The 17,156-nt window shown below is 70.6% G+C and carries 10 protein-coding genes; 5 read left to right on the top strand and 5 right to left on the bottom strand.

All coding sequences use genetic code 11. The annotated features are described in order from the left end of the window. Positions 1-36 precede the first annotated feature (36 nt). The gene (locus KK483_RS19390; protein WP_399016109.1) at positions 37-681 is read left to right on the top strand and encodes a DNA alkylation repair protein; all 645 of its coding nucleotides are present in this window, start codon (positions 37-39) and stop codon (positions 679-681) included. Between the two features lie 12 nt (positions 682-693). Here KK483_RS19390 and KK483_RS19385 read toward each other — a convergent pair whose 3' ends face one another. Continuing rightward, the gene (locus KK483_RS19385; protein WP_262006472.1) at positions 694-1,605 is read right to left on the bottom strand and encodes a bifunctional helix-turn-helix transcriptional regulator/GNAT family N-acetyltransferase; all 912 of its coding nucleotides are present in this window, start codon (positions 1,603-1,605) and stop codon (positions 694-696) included. A 170-nt stretch (positions 1,606-1,775) separates the two neighbouring features. Then, positions 1,776-2,669, bottom strand: a complete 894-nt coding sequence (locus tag KK483_RS19380; RefSeq protein ID WP_262009601.1) for a glycoside hydrolase family 19 protein — start codon at positions 2,667-2,669, stop codon at positions 1,776-1,778. Positions 2,670-2,901: 232 nt separating this feature from the next. Here KK483_RS19380 and KK483_RS19375 point away from each other — a divergent pair, with 232 nt between their 5' ends. From KK483_RS19375 to KK483_RS19365, 3 genes are all read left to right on the top strand, one after another. After that, positions 2,902-4,440 carry a substrate-binding domain-containing protein gene (locus tag KK483_RS19375; protein WP_262009600.1) on the top strand — a complete coding sequence of 513 codons (1,539 nt, stop codon included), beginning with the start codon at positions 2,902-2,904 and terminating at the stop codon, positions 4,438-4,440. Positions 4,441-4,727: 287 nt separating this feature from the next. Continuing rightward, positions 4,728-6,248: an MFS transporter gene (locus KK483_RS19370; RefSeq protein WP_262006471.1), complete on the top strand. Its 1,521-nt coding sequence runs from the start codon at positions 4,728-4,730 to the stop codon at positions 6,246-6,248. Between the two features lie 21 nt (positions 6,249-6,269). Continuing rightward, positions 6,270-7,763: a M20/M25/M40 family metallo-hydrolase gene (locus tag KK483_RS19365; protein WP_262006470.1), complete on the top strand. Its 1,494-nt coding sequence runs from the start codon at positions 6,270-6,272 to the stop codon at positions 7,761-7,763. A 100-nt stretch (positions 7,764-7,863) separates the two neighbouring features. On the opposite strand, the gene KK483_RS19360 is transcribed toward KK483_RS19365, so the two are convergent. Next, the gene (locus KK483_RS19360; protein ID WP_262006469.1) at positions 7,864-9,147 is read right to left on the bottom strand and encodes an adenylosuccinate synthase; all 1,284 of its coding nucleotides are present in this window, start codon (positions 9,145-9,147) and stop codon (positions 7,864-7,866) included. A 142-nt stretch (positions 9,148-9,289) separates the two neighbouring features. On the opposite strand from KK483_RS19360, the gene KK483_RS19355 reads away from it, so the two are divergent. Continuing rightward, complete coding sequence (locus KK483_RS19355) at positions 9,290-10,117, top strand: diacylglycerol kinase (RefSeq protein ID WP_262006468.1); 828 nt, start codon at positions 9,290-9,292, stop codon at positions 10,115-10,117. A 52-nt stretch (positions 10,118-10,169) separates the two neighbouring features. On the opposite strand, the gene KK483_RS19350 is transcribed toward KK483_RS19355, so the two are convergent. Continuing rightward, positions 10,170-10,451 (bottom strand): hypothetical protein, encoded by a 282-nt coding sequence (locus tag KK483_RS19350; RefSeq protein WP_262006466.1) that lies wholly within the window; start codon positions 10,449-10,451, stop codon positions 10,170-10,172. Between the two features lie 134 nt (positions 10,452-10,585). Continuing rightward, positions 10,586-16,897, bottom strand: a complete 6,312-nt coding sequence (locus KK483_RS19345) for a DNRLRE domain-containing protein (RefSeq protein ID WP_262009599.1) — start codon at positions 16,895-16,897, stop codon at positions 10,586-10,588. Between the last annotated feature and the right edge of the window lie 259 nt (positions 16,898-17,156).

Genomic DNA, 17,156 nt, shown 5'->3' with positions numbered 1-17,156 from the left:
GGGACGACGCCGAGCGGGACGACAGTGGCCGAGGTGATGGCCGAGCTGGCCACGCTTGAGGACCCGAAGGCACGCGCGGTGAACGAGAAGCACGGTGACGATCACGGTGTGAACCTCGGCAAGCTGCGCGCCATCGCGAAGCGCCTGAAGACACAGCAGGACCTCGCGTGCCGGCTCTGGGAGACGGACGACACCGCCGCGAGGCTGCTGGCGATCCTGATCTGCCGCCCCAAGGCGTTCGGGCGTGACGAGCTGGACGCCATGCTGCGCGAGGCACGCGCGCCCAAGGTGCACGACTGGCTCGTGAACTACGTGGTGAAGAAGAACCCGCACGCCGAAGAGCTGCGCCTCATCTGGTCCGCCGATCCGGATCCGGTGGTGGCGAGCGCCGGCTGGGCGCTGACCACCGAACGCGTGGCGAAGAAGCCCGAGGGCCTCGACCTCGCGGGACTGCTCGATGTCATCGAGGCGGAGATGAAGGACGCCCCGGATCGCCTGCAGTGGGCGATGAACCACTGCCTGGCCCAGATCGGGATCGAGCACGCCGAGTACCGCACCCGTGCCATCGGCATCGGCGAGCGCCTTGAGGTGCTCAAGGACTACCCGACCTCCCCGGGCTGCACGTCTCCGTTCGCGCCCACCTGGATCACCGAGATGGTGCGCCGGCAGCAGGACACGTAGGGACGTCCGCCCTCACGCCGTGGGCGCGGACAGGCGCTTCTCGAACCAGTGGTGGGCGTACGGCTCGTCGTTGAAGGCGGGCACCTCCTGGAAGCCGAAGGAGCGGTAGAGGCCGATCGCGGGGCTGAGCGCCTTGTTGGTGTCGAGGCGCAGCACGCTGCGGCCGTCCCGGACCGCTCGTTCCTCCAGCTCGGCCAGGAAGCGGCGGCCCAGGCCGAGGCCCCGGACATGGGGGGCGACCCACATCCGCTTGACGTCGGCCGGGCCGTCGCCGGGCGGCAGCTTCAGGCCGGCGCAGCCGACGGGCTCGCCGTGGAGGCGGGCGACGAGGAACAGGCCGAGCGGCGGGCGCAGTTCACCCGCGTCGGGCAGCAGGCTCAGGGCGGGGTCGAAGCCGGTCTCGAAGCGCTCCTGGAGCTCGGTGAAGTACGCGCGCAGGCAGTGCCGGGCGTCGGGGTGGTCCGGGTCGACGGTCTCCAGCGTGACGGTCCCGGCGGTCAGCAGCCGGTCGACCTCGGCCATGGCGGCCACGAGCCGGGCCCGCTGTGCGGCGTTGAGCGGCTGGAGGAGGGAGCCGGCCAGGTCGTCGCTGCCGCGGTCGAGCAGGGCCCGCTCGGCGCGGCCCGCGTCGGTGAGGCGGACGGTGCGCACCCGCCTGTCGCGGGGCTGCGGCTCCACGGTCACCAGGCCGTCGGCCTCCAGGGAGCGCAGCAGCCGGCTGACGTAACCGGAGTCGAGCCCGAGGCGTTCGCGCAGCTCTCGTACGTCGTGGCCGTGGCTCTGCTCACCGGCGCCGATCTCCCAGAGGAGCCGGGCCTCGCCCACGGGCCGGCCGCGGCCCAGGTAGTGGTCGTGGAGCACGCCCACGCGCTCGGTGACGGTGCGGTTGAACCGCCGCACCTGGTCGATCTGCGTCGTGTCCATTCTCTGACTCTAGTCAGAGAATGGATCTGTGGCCACCCGACGAGCGTCCGGGTCCCGAGCACGGTGATCAGCGCGAGGCGCTCGGCACGGTGAAGCGTATGGGCGGGGGCGTACGGGTGAGGGCGCACGGCCGCCGCCGTACGCCCCCGCCCAAGGGACTCAACAGCGGGTCAGCAGTACAGGTTCCCGCCCGTCGGCACACCCAGGATCTGGGCGAACCGCGTGTAGTTGTCGACGCGGCTCTGGACCTGCGCCGGGTTGCCGCCGTCGCACTCCAGGGAGCCGTTGATGGAGCGGATGGTGTGGCCGAAGCCGGCCTGGTTGACCATCGCGTTGTGGCCGGTCATGGTGCCCGGACCGGACTGCGTGTTCCAGTACCAGAGGCCGGTCTTCCAGGCGACGGCCGCGTCCTGCTCGACGCGCCAGGGGTTGCCGAGGAGGTCGATGCCGAGGGCGTCGCCCGCGGCCTTGTAGTTGAAGTTCCAGCTGAGCTGGATCGGTCCGCGGCCGTAGTAGGCGGCCTGGCCGGCCGGGCAGCCGTAGGGCTGGCCGGCGTCGCAGTAGTGCGGGTAGTTGGCGGTGTTCTGCTCGACGATGTGGACGAGGCCGCCCGTCTCGTGCGAGACATTGGCGAGGAAGGCCGCGGCCTCCTGCTTCTTGACGGTGTCGCTGCCGGTGTTCGCGAAGGCGGGGTACGCGCTCATCGCCGTCGTCAGGCCGCTGTACGTGTAGAACGAATTCCGGTTCGGGAACATCTGGTTGAACTGGGCCTCGCTGACGACGAAGCCCGAGGGGTCCGGGTTGCCGCCTCCGCCTCCGCTGCACGCGCCCTGGTCGGCCCAGACACCCCACTCGCCGGTGGTTCCGGGCGTCTCGCCCTGGGTCCACCACTTGGCCTGCCAGTTGTGGCCGTTGTGGGAGGCGACCATGCCGTTGGTGTAGACGGACGAAGAGCTCCAGGCCGCCGCGCAGTCGGCAGCGGCGGCGGGTGAGGCGGGGAGGGCGACGGCGAATCCGATTGCTGCTGCGAGGGCGGCGAGACCGCTCACCGTACGTCGCACTATGTGTCGTGACAACGTTATCTGCCTTTCCCTGTGGGGGGGTTGGGGGGTGGTTACGTGGTGAGCACTGAACCGGGATTGGTCTGGACCTGTCAAGGGTCTAGACCATGATTGTCGAGAAGGCGCCGCCCCACCGGCGGCCGGTTCCTGAACGGGCGGCGAACAACAGCCGACAGACCTGCGCAGACACCCCAACTCGCCTCGTACGTCCGTACGGTGACGACTCGTGGACTGGGTGGAATGGTTGAGCGCCGAGAACGTCGTGGCCGTGGGCACCGCCATGCTCGGCGTCCTGGCCTCCGCAGGCGTGCTCTGGTACGAGCGCCGCGTACCGAGCAGGAAGCGCATCGGCTACCGCATCCAGCTGGACACGCCGATCGGCAGCAACGGACGCCGCAACGGGCGGCCGAACATCCGGCTCGGCCTCTTCAGCGACACCCCCGACATGTCCGACGGCACCCTCGTCCTCCTGCGCATCGAGAACGACGGCTCGCAGAGCATCGCGGACAACGACTACACCGGCCGCGAAGTGCACGGGCTCACCGTCGACTTCACCGACCGCTTCGTGCGCGGGCTCGCCGTCACCCACGGCGGCGGCGCGGAGCACCTGGCGGAGCACTTCACCCCGTCCGCCGGTCTGCGCTACGTCGGCAACACCCTCTACATCCCCCGCGTCCCGCTCAACCGCGGCGAGTACTACAAACTCCTCGTGCTGCTCTCCGGCGGCCCGGTCGGCTGCGAGGTGCGGATCACCGGCGGCATCCGGGACGGCGAGGTGATGCCCAACCGCGCCGTCCTGCCCGACGACAAGACCCCGCTGTTCAGCAACGCGGCCCGCAACATCACCGTGCTGCTCACCGCCTGCGTGATCGCGCTCGCCGCGATCATCGTCGTACGGGACGACTCGCGCCCGCCGATCGGCTGCGCGACCGGCGAGCTGACGGTCAACGGCTCGACGGCCTTCGCGCCCGTCGTGCGCGAGCTGGCGAAGAAGTACGAGAAGGACTGCGCCGGTTCGAAGATCACCGTCGACGCCCACGGCAGCACCGCCGGGATACGGTCACTCGCCGCCGCCGGCGAACAGGCCGATGAGGCGCGGAAGGGCTCACCCCCCGTGATCGCCCTCTCCGACGGGCCCAAGCCGGGCGGCTTCCCGCAGCTGCGCGAGAACCGGATCGCCGTCTCGGCCTTCACGCTCGTCGCCAACGACAAGGTGCCGGTGACGAACCTCGCACTGGACGACATCCGCGCGATCTACCGCGGCGACATCACCGACTGGAGCGAGCTCGGCGGCCCGCAGTTGAAGATCCTGCTCGTCAGCCGGGACGCCAACTCCGGCACCCGCGAGATCTTCCAGCGCCGCGTCCTCAACCGCAACGAGCCCGCCAACTCCTCGCGCGACTGCGTGCACAAGGACGACCCCGAGTCGAAGGTCACCCGCTGCGAACTCGACAGCACCGAACAGGTCCTGAGCACCGTCGCCAAGCTCCCCGGCGCCATCGGCTACAGCGAACTGCGCGCCGGGACCACCCTGAAGGGCGTCCACCGGCTGACCATCGACGGCGATCCCCCGTCGGTGGAGACCGTCGGCACCAGCGCGTACCCGTACCGGGAGATCGAGTACGCGTACACCTACGGCCGGCCGCCCGCCGACTCGCTCGCCTCAAGCTTCCTCACCTACATGCGGCTGGGCAGCGGGCAGGACGTCATCACCACCCACGGCCATCTGCCGTGCGTGACCCCGAAGGGGCTGCGGGTCTGCGGCGAGGAGTGACGGACGTCGCCGCCGCGGGCCCGCGGGCGCCCGAGGAGACCGTCCACAGGTCCCGTCGGGGCCCGAGGAGACCGTCCACAGGTCCCGTCGGGGCCCGAGGAGACCGTCCACAGGTCCCGTCGGGGCTTGTCCACAGAGCCGGATCCGGGAGCGGGGGCTGTGACAGACTCGGCCGTATGAGACGACGACATTGATCCTCGGCTGACGGTCCCGGAGCGGGCTGTCGCGGGCCGCCGCGCGGGTGAGCACCCGGCGTCCCCGTCCGTTCCGCAGAAGGACCACGATCGATGCTCACCTCTTCGTCCTGCCCGCCCGCTCGTCCTCACCCCGGTGTGCGCCGGCTGGAGCGAACGCTCTACGCCTACGCGGGACTCGAGGACTTCGTCCTCCTCTACCCGGTCTATGCGCTGCTCTTCGCCGAGCACGGCCTGAGCACCGCCGAGATCTCCTTCCTGTTCGCCCTCTGGTCGCTCACCGGGCTGGTGCTGGAGGTCCCCTCCGGCGTCTGGGCCGATGCCGTCTCCCGCCGTCTGCTGGTGACCGCCGGACCGCTGCTGTCGGCGGCCGGCTTCGCACTGTGGGTCCTCGTCCCGTCGTACGGGGCCTTCGCCGCCGGGTTCGTCCTGTGGGGCATCGGCGGATCGCTGCGTTCCGGCGCCATGGAGGCGCTGGTCCACGACGAGCTCGAACGGCTCGGCGCGGCGGCGCGCTACGCCCGCGTGATGGGGCGGGCCGCCGCGGCGAGCATCGTCGCGACGGCCGCGGCGACCGCGGCGGCGGCCCCCGCCCACGCGCTGGGCGGCCACCGGCTGCTGGGTGCGGCGAGCGTTGCCGCGTGTCTGCTGTGCGCGGCCGCGGGGGCGCTGCTGCCTGAGCACCGCGCCCCCAGGGCCGAGCACGAACCCGAGCCCGCGGCCGAGCCGGAGCCGGAGCCCAGCCCCGAGCGCGAGCCCGAACCGGAGCCCAAGCCCGAGCGCGAGCCCAAGCCCAAGCCCAAGCCCAAGCCCGAACCGGCGTCCGCGGCCGAGCCGGAGCCGGAGTCCGCGGCCGAGCACGAACCGGAGCCCACGGCCGAGCCGGAACCGGAGCTCAAGCCCGAGCCGCAGCCTGAACCGCAGTCCGAGCACGAGCCCGAGCCGGAGTCCGCGGCCGAGCCGGAGGCCGAGCCTGAACCGGAGCGCGCGGCCGCCCGGCGCGGGGCGTACGCGGCGACCCTGCGGGCCGGCCTCGCGGAGGTGCGGGGCAGCCGGCCCGTGCGGCACACGCTGCTGCTGTCCGTCGTGCTGACCTCGGTCTGGGGCGCCCTCGACGAGTACGTACCGCTGCTGGCCGCCGCCACCGGCGTCGCGGGGCCGGCCGTTCCGCTGCTGGTCCTCGTCGTGTGGGCCGGGGTGACCGCGGGCTCACTGCTCGCCGGGCCGGGGGAGCGGCTCTCCGCCCGCGCCCTCGGCGTCGCCGTCGCGGGCGCGGCGGCGGTGATGGCGGCCGGCGCGCTGTCGGGCCGCCCCGCCGGACTCGTCCTCGTGGGCGCCGGATTCCTGGTGTTCCAGCTGGCGGACGTGCTGGCCGACGCCCGCCTCCAGGCCGCCATCACCGGCCCGAGCCGGGCCACCGTGACCTCGCTCGCCGGGCTCGGCACGGGCGCCGGCACGATCCTGGTCTACGGGGCGTACGCGACGCTGTCCGCCCACGCCCCGCACGGCACGGTCTTCGCGCTGCTCGCGCTGCCGTACCTGGCGGTCGCGGTCACCTGGGGCCGCACCCGGCAGTCGCCCCCGTCCGTGGCAGGGCCCCTTGCAGGTGGTTGACGAGTCCATGACTATGACGCCATGTCGCAGCAGACTCCAGAAGAAGGCACCAGCGGCACCACCACACGACGCGCCGTGCTCGCCACGGCGGCCGCTACGGCCGCCGCGAGCGCCGCGGCCACCGGCCAGGCGTTCGCGGCCGGCCCCAGCTCCCGCTCCGGCCCCGGCCCCGGCTCCGGCCCCGGCTCCGGCTCCGGCGGTACGGGCCACGGACACGGCGACCGGCCCGCCACAGCGCAGTCCCCCACCCGCGAACTCCGCACCCTCCTCAAGGAGATCGACCCCGACCGCATCGAGGCGACCGTGCGCAAGCTCGCCTCCTTCGGCACCCGGCACACCCTCTCCGTCCAGGACGACCCGGTGCGCGGCATCGGCGCCGCCCGGGACTGGATCCTCGCGGAGCTGAGGACGTACGCGGAGGCGTCCGGCGGCCGGATGACCGTCGAGCTCCAGTCGTACATCCAGGAACCGGCGTCGCGGATCCCCGTCGCGACCCGGATCACCAACGTCGTCGCGACCCTGCGCGGTTCGGTCGCCCCCGAGCGGATCTACGTCGTCTCCGGGCACTACGACTCCCGCGTCACCGACGTCATGGACGCGACCAGCGACTCCCCGGGCGCCGACGACGACGCCTCGGGGGTCGCGGTCGCGATGGAGCTGGCACGCGTGATGGCCACCCGACGTCCGGCCGCCACGATCGTCTTCGCGGCGGTCGCGGGCGAGGAGCAGGGCCTGTACGGCGCCGCGCACATGGCCGAGCGGTTCAAGGCCGCGGGCGCGGACGTCCAGGGCATGTTCACCAATGACATCGTCGGCAGCCCCAAGGCGGACGACGGCACCCTCGACCCCCGCTCCATCCGGCTCTTCGCCGAGGGGGTGCCCAGCTCGGAGACCCCCGAACAGGCCGCCACGCGGCGCTCCGTCGGGGGCGAGAACGACTCCCCGGCACGCCAGCTCGCCCGCTTCGTCCGCGACACCGCCGACAACGATGCCACCGGGATGAACGTGCGCGTGATCTACCGCCGTGACCGCTATCTGCGCGGCGGCGACCACATCCCCTTCCTCGAACGCGGCTATCCCGCGGCCCGGTTCACGGAACCGGCCGAGGACTACGCCCACCAGCACCAGGACGTGCGCGTCGAGGACGGCAAGCAGTACGGCGACCTGCCGGAGTTCTGCGACTTCGACTACATCGCGCGAGTGGCGCGGGTGAACGGCGCCGCTCTGTGGACCCTCGCCCGGGCACCGGGCACCCCGCGCAACGCCAAGATCGTGACCAGCACGCTCACCAACGCCACGGAGCTGGTGTGGGACCGCGGCACGGAGCCTGATCTCGCCGGGTACGAGGTGGTGTGGCGCGAGACGACCGCGCCCGAGTGGACGCACGTCATCGAGGCCGGGGACGTGGTGCGCCACGAGGTGGACCTGTCGAAGGACAACGTGTTCTTCGGCGTGCGCGCGGTGGGCCGGAGCGGGGCGAGAAGCCCGGTGGCATTCCCGGTGCCGCAGCGCTAGGAAGCGCGTACGACCGAGCCGGCCGCCCCCGCTGCGGGGGCGGCCGGCTCGTGTGTCCGTGATCCGTGGAGGACTTGAGGACCGAAGGACTACCGAAGGACTACAGGAAGGAGTTGATCTCGATCGTCTCGGTGCGGCCGGGGCCGACACCGATCGCCGAGATCGGCGCGCCCGACATCTCCTCCAGCGCCTTCACATAGCCCTGCGCGTTCTTCGGCAGGTCGGAGAAGGTCTTCGCCTTGGTGATGTCCTCGGACCAGCCCGGCAGGTACTCGTACACCGGCTTCGCGTGGTGGAAGTCGGTCTGCGAGTACGGCAGCTCGTCGACGCGCTTGCCGTCGATCTCGTAGGCGACGCAGACCGGGATCTGCTCCCAGCCGGTCAGCACGTCCAGCTTGGTGAGGAAGAAGTCGGTCAGGCCGTTGACCCGGGTCGCGTAGCGGGCGATCACCGCGTCGAACCAGCCGCAGCGGCGGTCACGGCCGGTGGTCACACCGCGCTCGCCGCCGATGCGGCGCAGCGCCTCGCCGTCGTCGTCGAAGAGCTCGGTCGGGAACGGGCCGGCGCCGACACGGGTCGTGTACGCCTTGAGGATGCCGATGACGCGGCTGATCTTCGTCGGGCCGACGCCGGCGCCGGTGCAGGCGCCGCCGGCGGTCGGGTTCGAGGAGGTGACGAAGGGGTACGTGCCGTGGTCGACGTCGAGCAGGGTGCCCTGGCCGCCCTCGAAGAGGACGACCTTGCCCTCGTCGATGGCGTCATTCAGGATCAGCGTGGTGTCGGCGACGTACGGCCTGATCTGCTCCGCGTACTGGAGCATCTCCTCGACGATCCGGTCCGCCTCGATCGCGCGCCGGTTGAAGACCTTGGCGAGGAGCTGGTTCTTGTTCTCCAGCGCCGCCTCGACCTTCTGGGCCAGGATCGACTCGTCGTAGAGGTCCTGGACGCGGATGCCGACACGGTTGATCTTGTCGGCGTACGTCGGGCCGATGCCGCGGCCGGTGGTGCCGATCTTGCGCTTCCCGAGGAACCGTTCCGTCACCTTGTCGAGCGTGACGTTGTACGGGGTGATCAGATGCGCGTTACCGCTGATCAGGAGCTTGGACGTGTCGACGCCTCGCTCATTGAGCCCGCTCAGCTCGGAGAGCAGGACAGCCGGGTCGACGACGACTCCGTTGCCGATGACCGGGGTGCACCCCGGCGAGAGGATTCCGGAAGGGAGGAGGTGCAGCGCATACTTCTGGTCGCCGACGACGACCGTGTGGCCGGCGTTGTTGCCGCCCTGGTAACGCACCACGTAATCAACGGATCCACCGAGGAGGTCGGTGGCCTTTCCCTTGCCCTCGTCACCCCACTGAGCACCGAGCAGCACAAGTGCGGGCACAGGCGTACACCCCTTCCGGGCGGGGCATGTCCATGGTCAGGGGGCCTGAGCCGCCAACCGGTGTGCCCCGGAATAGACGAAGCCCCTGGCGCAATCGCGCAAGGGGCTCTTGCACAAAGATGCTACCCGAGGAAGGACCGAGGTGTCGGCTCACGACCAGCTCCTGGTGGTCATCGACCCGGTCGCCCGCCGTATCGACGGCGAGTCCGTTCGGATCGCGAAGGATGTGTTGTGTGCCGGGGCTGCGGCGAAAATCTGCCTGCCCGACGGTCCGGAGGAATTTTCCCGGGCGCTGACCCGAAGGGGTGGCCGGCGACCCGTCGTGGTCGGTGACGACCAGGCGCTGCTGCGCGCCGTGGCCGCTCTGTACCGGGGCCGAGAGCTCGGGGACGAGCCGCTGTCGCTCGTCCCGGTCGGCTCCGCGGCCTCCGTGGAGCTGGCCCGCTCGCTCGGGGTGCCGACGGGCGCGGTGGCGGCGGCGCGGGCGGTGCTCGACGGCGTCGCGCGGCCGCTGGACCTGCTGGTCGACGACAGCGACGGGGTCGTGCTGGGCGAGCTGTGCATCCCCGCCGAGGCCGCCGCGGCCGTCTCCGTCCCGCATCCCGCCTCGGTCTGGGACACCTGCCGCTCCTTCGTGCGCACCCTGGTCCGCCCGGCCCCGCCCGCGCCCGTGGCCCGCCCCCACCGGCTGCGGGTCGAGGCCGACGGAGTGCTGCTGAGCGACCTGGACGAACCGGTCGAGGACGTCCGCGTACGGGCGGGCGACGGCGCGGCGGAGGTGACCGTGACCCACCCCCGCCGCACGGGAGCGGAGCCGCTGCGCACGCTGGCCAAGGTGGTGACGGTCTCCGGCCCGAGCTTCCGCTACCGCGCGGACACCCTCGACCTGGGACCGGTCCGGCACCGGACCTGGACGCTGCGGCCGAAGGGCTGGGCCCTGACACTCCCGGCCGCGGGCCCGCGGGAGTAGGGGGTGCCCGGTGGCCCGCGCCGATCACGGCGGGTACGGGCACCGACCGGCCTCACATCGAACGAGCGGGCGCCTCACTCCGGCGCCGCCGGGATCCGCGGATCTCCGCCAGGGCCACGAGGACGACCGCGACGTTCAGCGGGAAGGCCGCGACGTTCGCGATCTCGGGCCTGTCGAAGGCCCGGAGCAGGCTTGCGGCGTTGGAGGCGAGGAAGAGCGCGAGGGGCAGGAAGCGGCGCCACGTGGGGATGTCCCGCATCCGGGCGACGGTGACGGAGCACCACAGGGTGCAGGCGAAGACGGCGATGGCGAGAACGGCGATGGCGAACAGCATGGGAGTGATTCTCCTGGGCGAGCGGTCGGGGCGTTCCGTCCGGACCGCCGGGTTGGTCGGTGATGCGCGGGGGTGGGGGCGCTCCACGCCGGAGCGCGGAGCGCCCCCACCGCTGTCGGGTCGCAGATCAGGGGTTATCCGCGGGTGTAGACGATGCTCGAGCTGGATACGTACGTCCGCGAAGTCCGGGTCCAGCTCCAGCCTCCGGTCCGCGTCCACTTGATGCCGGTGAAGGCGATCCGGTACGTGGTGCGGTCCCGGTAGGAGTACTGGTAGCGGGTCTCATGGGTCGCGAGGATCTTCTGCCGGCCCCAGCCGTACCAGGCCACGACCTTGCACTTGAAGACGTACTGCTTGCGGTACCGGTACTGGCGCTTCCACGCGGTGATCGGCAGCGGCCCCTTGTCACCGCTGACGACGTCCCAGACCCAGTGGTAGTTGTAGTTCTGCCAACTGCCGTAGCTCCAGCCGGTGGTGCGCAGGACCGTGGTGAAGCTGCGTCCGGTCCAGGCGTGCTTCGGCACGCGGCAGGTGGCACACCCCGTCACGTCGTCGCTGTTGACCGGATCCGCGCACGCGTAGTCGTACGCGTTGCAGCTGCCACCGGGCACCGGGTCGCCGGACAGGAACCGGCCGGTGGCCGGGTTGTACAGGCGCACGCCCATCAGCACGAGATCGGTCAGCGTCTCGGAGGAGCGGTGCTGACCGCCGTGCCAGCCGTAGCGGACGGTGCTCGGGCCCTCGGCACGGTTGCCGTACTCGTCCGTGCTCAGCACCGTGACGGCCTGGCCGGCCGTGGTCGGCAGGTGCATCACCACGTCGCCGTGCAGGTTGACGAGTTGGAGCACCGTGCTGCCGCTCTTGGCGGTGGTCGCCACCAGGCCGTTGTCGAAACCGTTGACGTTGCGGGTCAGGGCCCCGGTTGCGGTGTCCTCGACGATCCAGCGCGGGTTGTCCGCGTCGGAACCGTAGTGGTTCAGCTTGGACTGGGCCTTCGTCCAGCCGCCGGAGGTGTTGGACTCCACTGTCCAGCCCCGGAAGCGCAGCTGGGAGTCGAGGGTCCAGGTCTGCCGCTGGGAGCCGGCCGTCTGCTGGCGGACCAGGTCGTTGGCGTAGTACGCGAGCGCGGTGCCGGGAGCGGCCGTCGTGCGCCCGAGGGCGTCATAGCCGTAGCCGCTGTCGACGAGCCGGTCGGCACTGTCGTAGGCGTGACTGGTGGTCGTCGCGCCGCTGGTGGTGCACGCCTGTCCCGGGGCCGCGGCCGCGGTGGCGCGCGTCTTGCGGTTGGAGTTCTTGTCGAAGGTGTAGCTGCGTGTCACGCAGACGGCGTCGACCGTGTCGTCCCGGGTCCTGGAGAGTCGTCCTGCCTTGTCGTAGGCGAACGTCTGGTTGGCGGTCCGGCCGGCGGAGCCGGTGTACGTAGCGCGCTGACCGTGCACGGTGGGCAGCAGGGTCTCGGAGAAGAGGACCGTTCCGTCGCTGTCGCGGGTGTAGGTCCGCTCCGTCGGCTGGCCGGCGGGGTTGCTGCGCTGACGCATGGTGAAGCCGCCGGGCAGCTTCTGGGTCCGCACCTGGCCGTCGGCGTCGTAGCCGACGGTGAACGTACCGGCCACCGAGTCCGTGATGGCGGACGGCAAGCCGCGCGGATCGCTCGTGGTGTCGTAGCTGTACGTGGTGCTCGACGGCACGTTGTCGCTGACCTGGACCGGCTGGCCCTCGGCGTCGTACGTGCTCGTGGTCACCCCGCCGTCGGCGTCGGTGTAGGTGAGAAGACGGCCGAGCTTGTCATAGCCCTTCTTGATCGTGCCGCCGTCGGTGGAGGTGATCGTGGCGACCTTGCCGCTGTCCGGGTCGTAGGCCGTCGTCACCGCGGGAACGGCGGCGCCGATGCCACCGGAGACGGTCACCTTGGCGGCGCGGCCGGCCGCGTCGTACTCGGTGGTCCTGACCCGTGTGGTGCCGTTGGCGGTTTCGGTCAGCTTGGACGTCTCGCCCCAGCGGTCGTACTCGGCGAGCGTGGTGACGAGCTCGGCCGGATTGCTGCCGCCACCGGTGACGGCCGCGGCGGGACGGGTACGGCAGACCTCGTCAGCCCACTCGGGACGGCCGCCGCACACTCCGGTTCCGTCACCCGTGTAGTACTCGGTGATCAGAGTGCCGGCATCCGAGCCGGAGGAGGCGGCCATACTGCGGCTGATCTGGCGTCCGGCCTTGTCGTAGGCGGCCTTCTCGGTGATGGCCAGGCCGCCTGGGTCCTGGATGGTGCTGGTGGGCTGCCCCTTGGCCCAGTCGAACACGGTCTGGGTGACGCGGGCGTCCGCGTTCAGCGTGGGCCAGTTGCGTGGTCGGCCGCCCTCGGTGGACTTGGTGACCTTGTCGGAGACGGTGGCGGTGCCATCGGTGGGACGCCCGTCGTCGTACTCCTTGACGGTGCGGTGGCGGACCGTCATCGGGTCGCCTGCCGCCGCCACCGTTGTCGTACCGTCCTTGAGATCCGCTTCGAGTACCGCTCGGTGCAGCGGTCCCAGGGTCTCCAGTTCGCGTGAGCCGTCAGCGCTGTAGATGCCGCGGTTCGACAGGAGCTCCGCGCGCTCGGCGACGGGCAGTGTCGCGATACCAAGGTCAGCCAGCGTGGCCTTCTCCGCGGCGGAGGCGCCGGTGGCCAGTGACCGGTTGGCGGCGGAGAGCTCGCGGACGGCGTTGCCGAATTGGTCGTATTCCGTCGTGGTGACGTTCTTCCCCGGGTCCAGGGTGTTGACCTCGCGGCCCGAGGCATTGAGGTAGGACACCATGGCGCGCCGGTAGTCGGCCGCCGTCAGTGCGCTGCCGTCATGCGATGAAGGCCGGGTGTCCGTGGGGAGGACGGCGGTGGCGTCGGTGGGCGCGTCGAGCTGTCCCCATGTCTTCACATCGGAGGCACCGATGGCTTCCGGGGCCTTGCTGCCCGTCAGCGGCACTCCGTAGACCACGCTGGTCTGGGCGGTGTTGCCGTCGGTCTCACCGGCGGAGCCGGCTTTCAGGGTCGGCCTGGTGACCTTGAGCAGCATGCCGCTGCCGGCGACCGCATCGTTGCCGACCTTGCCGTAGGAGAACGTCCAGGGCAGCTGTCCGGGCGGGGTCAGCTGGGTGACCCGACCCGCCGGGTCGTATGCGTAGGTGGTCTTCAGCGCAGGAGAGATCCGGGGGTCCCAGGTCTCACGGAGCCGGCCGGCGTCGTCGTAGGCGTACTTGGCGACGCTGGTCATGGTCGCGGCTGCCGCGCCGGGGGAGGTGGCCCATACCCGGATCTCGGAGACCTGGTCCTTCACATTCCCGAGTACCGAGGAAGTCGCAGTGGTCGAGGGGGCATAGACGAATTCCAGGACCCGGCAACCCTTTGCGGACGGGGTGGCCTCACATGTGCCCACGGTGATGGCGCTGGTGGCCGCGATGATCCGCTTGGGACGGGCGAGAACCTTGCCGTTCACGGTCACGGACTCGGAGACGATTTCGGTGGTGGAGTCGGCATGACCGTCCGTCAGGGAGCGGCTCACCGTCCACGCGGTGCCGGCCGTGCCGACCCGGCCGAATGTGGTGACGGCACCGTCGGTGTCCGACACGGTGAGGTCGCCGCTGGTGAGGCTGCCCTTGAGGGTCAGGTTCTCCGCGCCGGGCTCGGGGATCCAGCCCGTCTTGGCCGCGTTGGCCGTGAAGGAGATGGCGCCTCCCTCGGCGGTGACGACATCCAGCGAGGTTGCCGAGGTCCTGCGGATCTCGGAGTAGTCGGACTGCACGGCCTGTGCGGCCGTGCCTGTCACCCACTCCTTGCCGAAGATCGCAGCCTGGCCCTCCTGGTCCGCACCTGCCGTGGGCGCACGGGAGGAAGCGCTGCGGGTCACGCTCATGTCGAGCACGGAGACGTCGGTGCCGGAGAGTGTGTAATCGCCGGTCAGCAGGTTGAGCGAGCCGGGGCCGACGTCGGAGGACGCGGCGCCGTCGGCGTCACGGTCCACCACGACAGTCAGCGGCTGGGTGGCGCCGGCGGCGCTGTCCGGTCCGGTGAAGTCGGCCTTGATCTGTACGGTTCCGTCGGGGCTCACGGTGTCGGTGGCGTTCCACACGAGGGCCGCATTCTTGCCGTTGGTGAGGGGAACCGGCCAGGCGGACAGCGGCTGTCCGCCTGCCGTGACGTCCGTCACCGGGATCTTCACCCAGGTGTCCGCCGCGGAGCGCCGCCACGAGAAGGAGACATGGTCGTACCTGCCCGCCTCGGCTTCGGCGATCAGCGGCACGCGGCGCGCGGTCCGCTCGCCGTCGGCCGGCTGGACGAAGCCACCCGGGCCGGCGTGGAAGGTGTACGAGGCCGGCTCCGAGGTGTTGGACGCCTTGTCGACGGACCGGACCTGGAGTGTCTGGGTGCCGTCCTTGGGCGGTACGACGGTGATGGCCTTGCTCGCGCCGGAGCCACCGGTAGTCACCTTGGTCCAGGTCACGCCGTCCAGCGACCACTCCAGCCAGTCGTGGTCGGTGGCGGACGGCGTCACCGTGAAGGTACCGGCCTGGCCTGCTCCCTTCACCCAGGCGTTCGCGGGGTAGTCCGTCGACGTGATCTTCGTCGGGGCGGACGGGGCGCTGGTGTCGACCGTGAAGCTCTTCCACGCCGACCAGCCTGTGTTGTAGTGGGTGCCGTCGTACGGTGATGTGCGGAACTTGTACGTCTTGCCGTTGGCCAGCACACCGGACGGGACGGTCACCGAAGCGGCCTGGCCCGAGGGCACGTAGGGGGAGACGATGACATCGCCGACCTGGGTGCCGGTGGCGCTGTCGAAGATCTGGAACGTGCCGTTGACCTTGTCACCGTCGGCGTCGACGAAAGTGTCCCGCAGCGTCGGTGTGGTGGTGTTGACCACGTAGGCGCCGCCGTAGGCGGAGTACGGCGGGCCCGCCTCCTGCTTGGTGCCGGTGCGCGGCCGGTAGTTGTAGTTGACCACCAGCTTCGGCGGGTTCGACGCCGCGTTGGCGGAGTTGACGCGCTTCCACTGGGGGACGGCGCTCTCGCTGGAGGCGCGAAGCCCCATGTGGCCGCGTGTTGCCTTGGCAGAGGCCCACTCCTGGACCAGGGCGGTGACGTCGGCGTTGATCCAGCCGTCAGGCGCCGAGGTGCAGGACGGGTTGCCCTTGGTCTCGGAAGAGGTCGCCTTCTTCGCCGTCCACGCCGGCTGGGCGGCCCAGCGCGAGGACGTCGACGCGGCCGCCGTGGACCACACCTCCCACGGGTAGGCCTTGCAGTCTTCGTTGTTGCCTGAATGGAAGTTCCACAGCGACAGCTTGGCGCCCTGTACCAGCGCGTCCTGGATCGGTGCGGTGTTCCACGTGATGAAGGAACGGGCGGTGCGCGCGGTGCCGTCGCTGTTCTTGGTACCCGGGTTGCCGAGGTCCAACTCGGTGTCCGTCGACCAGTCGCGGGTTTCGCCCTGCTGAACGTAGGTGTCGAAGACGTTGCTCAGCGACGAGGTCGAGGGGTCGACCGTCACCGGGTACTTCGTGTCCTCGTCGGCGAGGAAATCGGCGTCCGGGGTGACGACAAGGCTGACTGCGGAGCCCTTCTGCTCCACCTTCATCGCTACCGGGACGCGCCGTGTGTGCTCCCCGGACCTCTTGTCGACGGTGGAGTCCCACATGACCGGCGCGGGCATCACGGCCCGCTTGTTGTTCTTCCTGTCGGTGAACAGGACGCTGCCGTCGCTCTGCTGCTCGGCCTTCAGCCCCTTGGCCTTGAGCGGCAGAGTGTAGGAGTAGCCGGGAGCGGCGGGCTTCTCCTTGATCTCGACGTACTGCTCGAAGCCGGTGCGAGTCGCCTCCACGATCACATCGGCGCCGGGCACGGCGTTCTCGTAGGTCGCCCGGGTGCCGTCCAGCTTCGGTGCGGGCAGGCCGCCCTTCCACTGCAGGGTGATCTGTTCATCCCCCTCCCCGAGAGTGACCAGATCGCGGGCGGCCGCCTTGCCCGCCGCGGCCAGGGACTTCGGGACGGCGCCGCCCCTGCCGGCGAGCCTGAGCCGACCCGGGTGGGCCTTGGCCTCGACCTCGCCGGCCGCCTCGCGTAGTTCGACATCGATGTCGGTCCACTTGCCGTCACGCTCGAACCGGACGGGACCGGAGGAGAGTTCGGTGGTGAGCGAACCGTCCTTGTTCGCCCACGTCGTAGAGGTCTCCGTGCGCTCGGACAGCGCCTCCACGCGATTGCCGGACAGGCGGGCCGCGACCCTGGCCGAGGGAATGTCGGCCGCCGACGCCGACTCGGTTTCCTTCCCCGCCTCAGGTGCCCTCGTGCTGGTGACGGCCAACGCGCCTTCCGCATCGGCGAGAAGCGACAGCGAGACAGCCAGGACGAGTCCGGCCGATATGCGTCGCAGCCCTCTGCCACGTGGCCACAGCTGCCCCCTTGCCGCAGGAGACACCACCATGCGTTCTGCTTCCACAACTTCCCCTTCAATGAATCAGTGCAGGTCAAGCACCACCTCAAAACGTAGACCCAGCAAGAGGGACGACTTTCTCCAGGAGAATCGGGATCCGAAATCGCTTCAGTGGCATGCACCACGGTTGCGTACCGCGCGATGACGAAAACGTAACGATGCACCCAATAAGGGCGTAGCCTCCGCATCTACCATGAGTTGGGCCCGAGGAGTGTGCGGAACGGAAACGGCGGCTGAAGCCGATCCGGGT

Origin of the sequence: Streptomyces sp. FIT100 (genome assembly GCF_024584805.1) — a bacterium.
Taxonomy (GTDB): Bacteria; Actinomycetota; Actinomycetes; order Streptomycetales; family Streptomycetaceae; genus Streptomyces.
The sequence above is the reverse complement of the archived record's forward strand: the minus strand, read 5'-3'. Positions and strand labels throughout refer to the sequence as shown.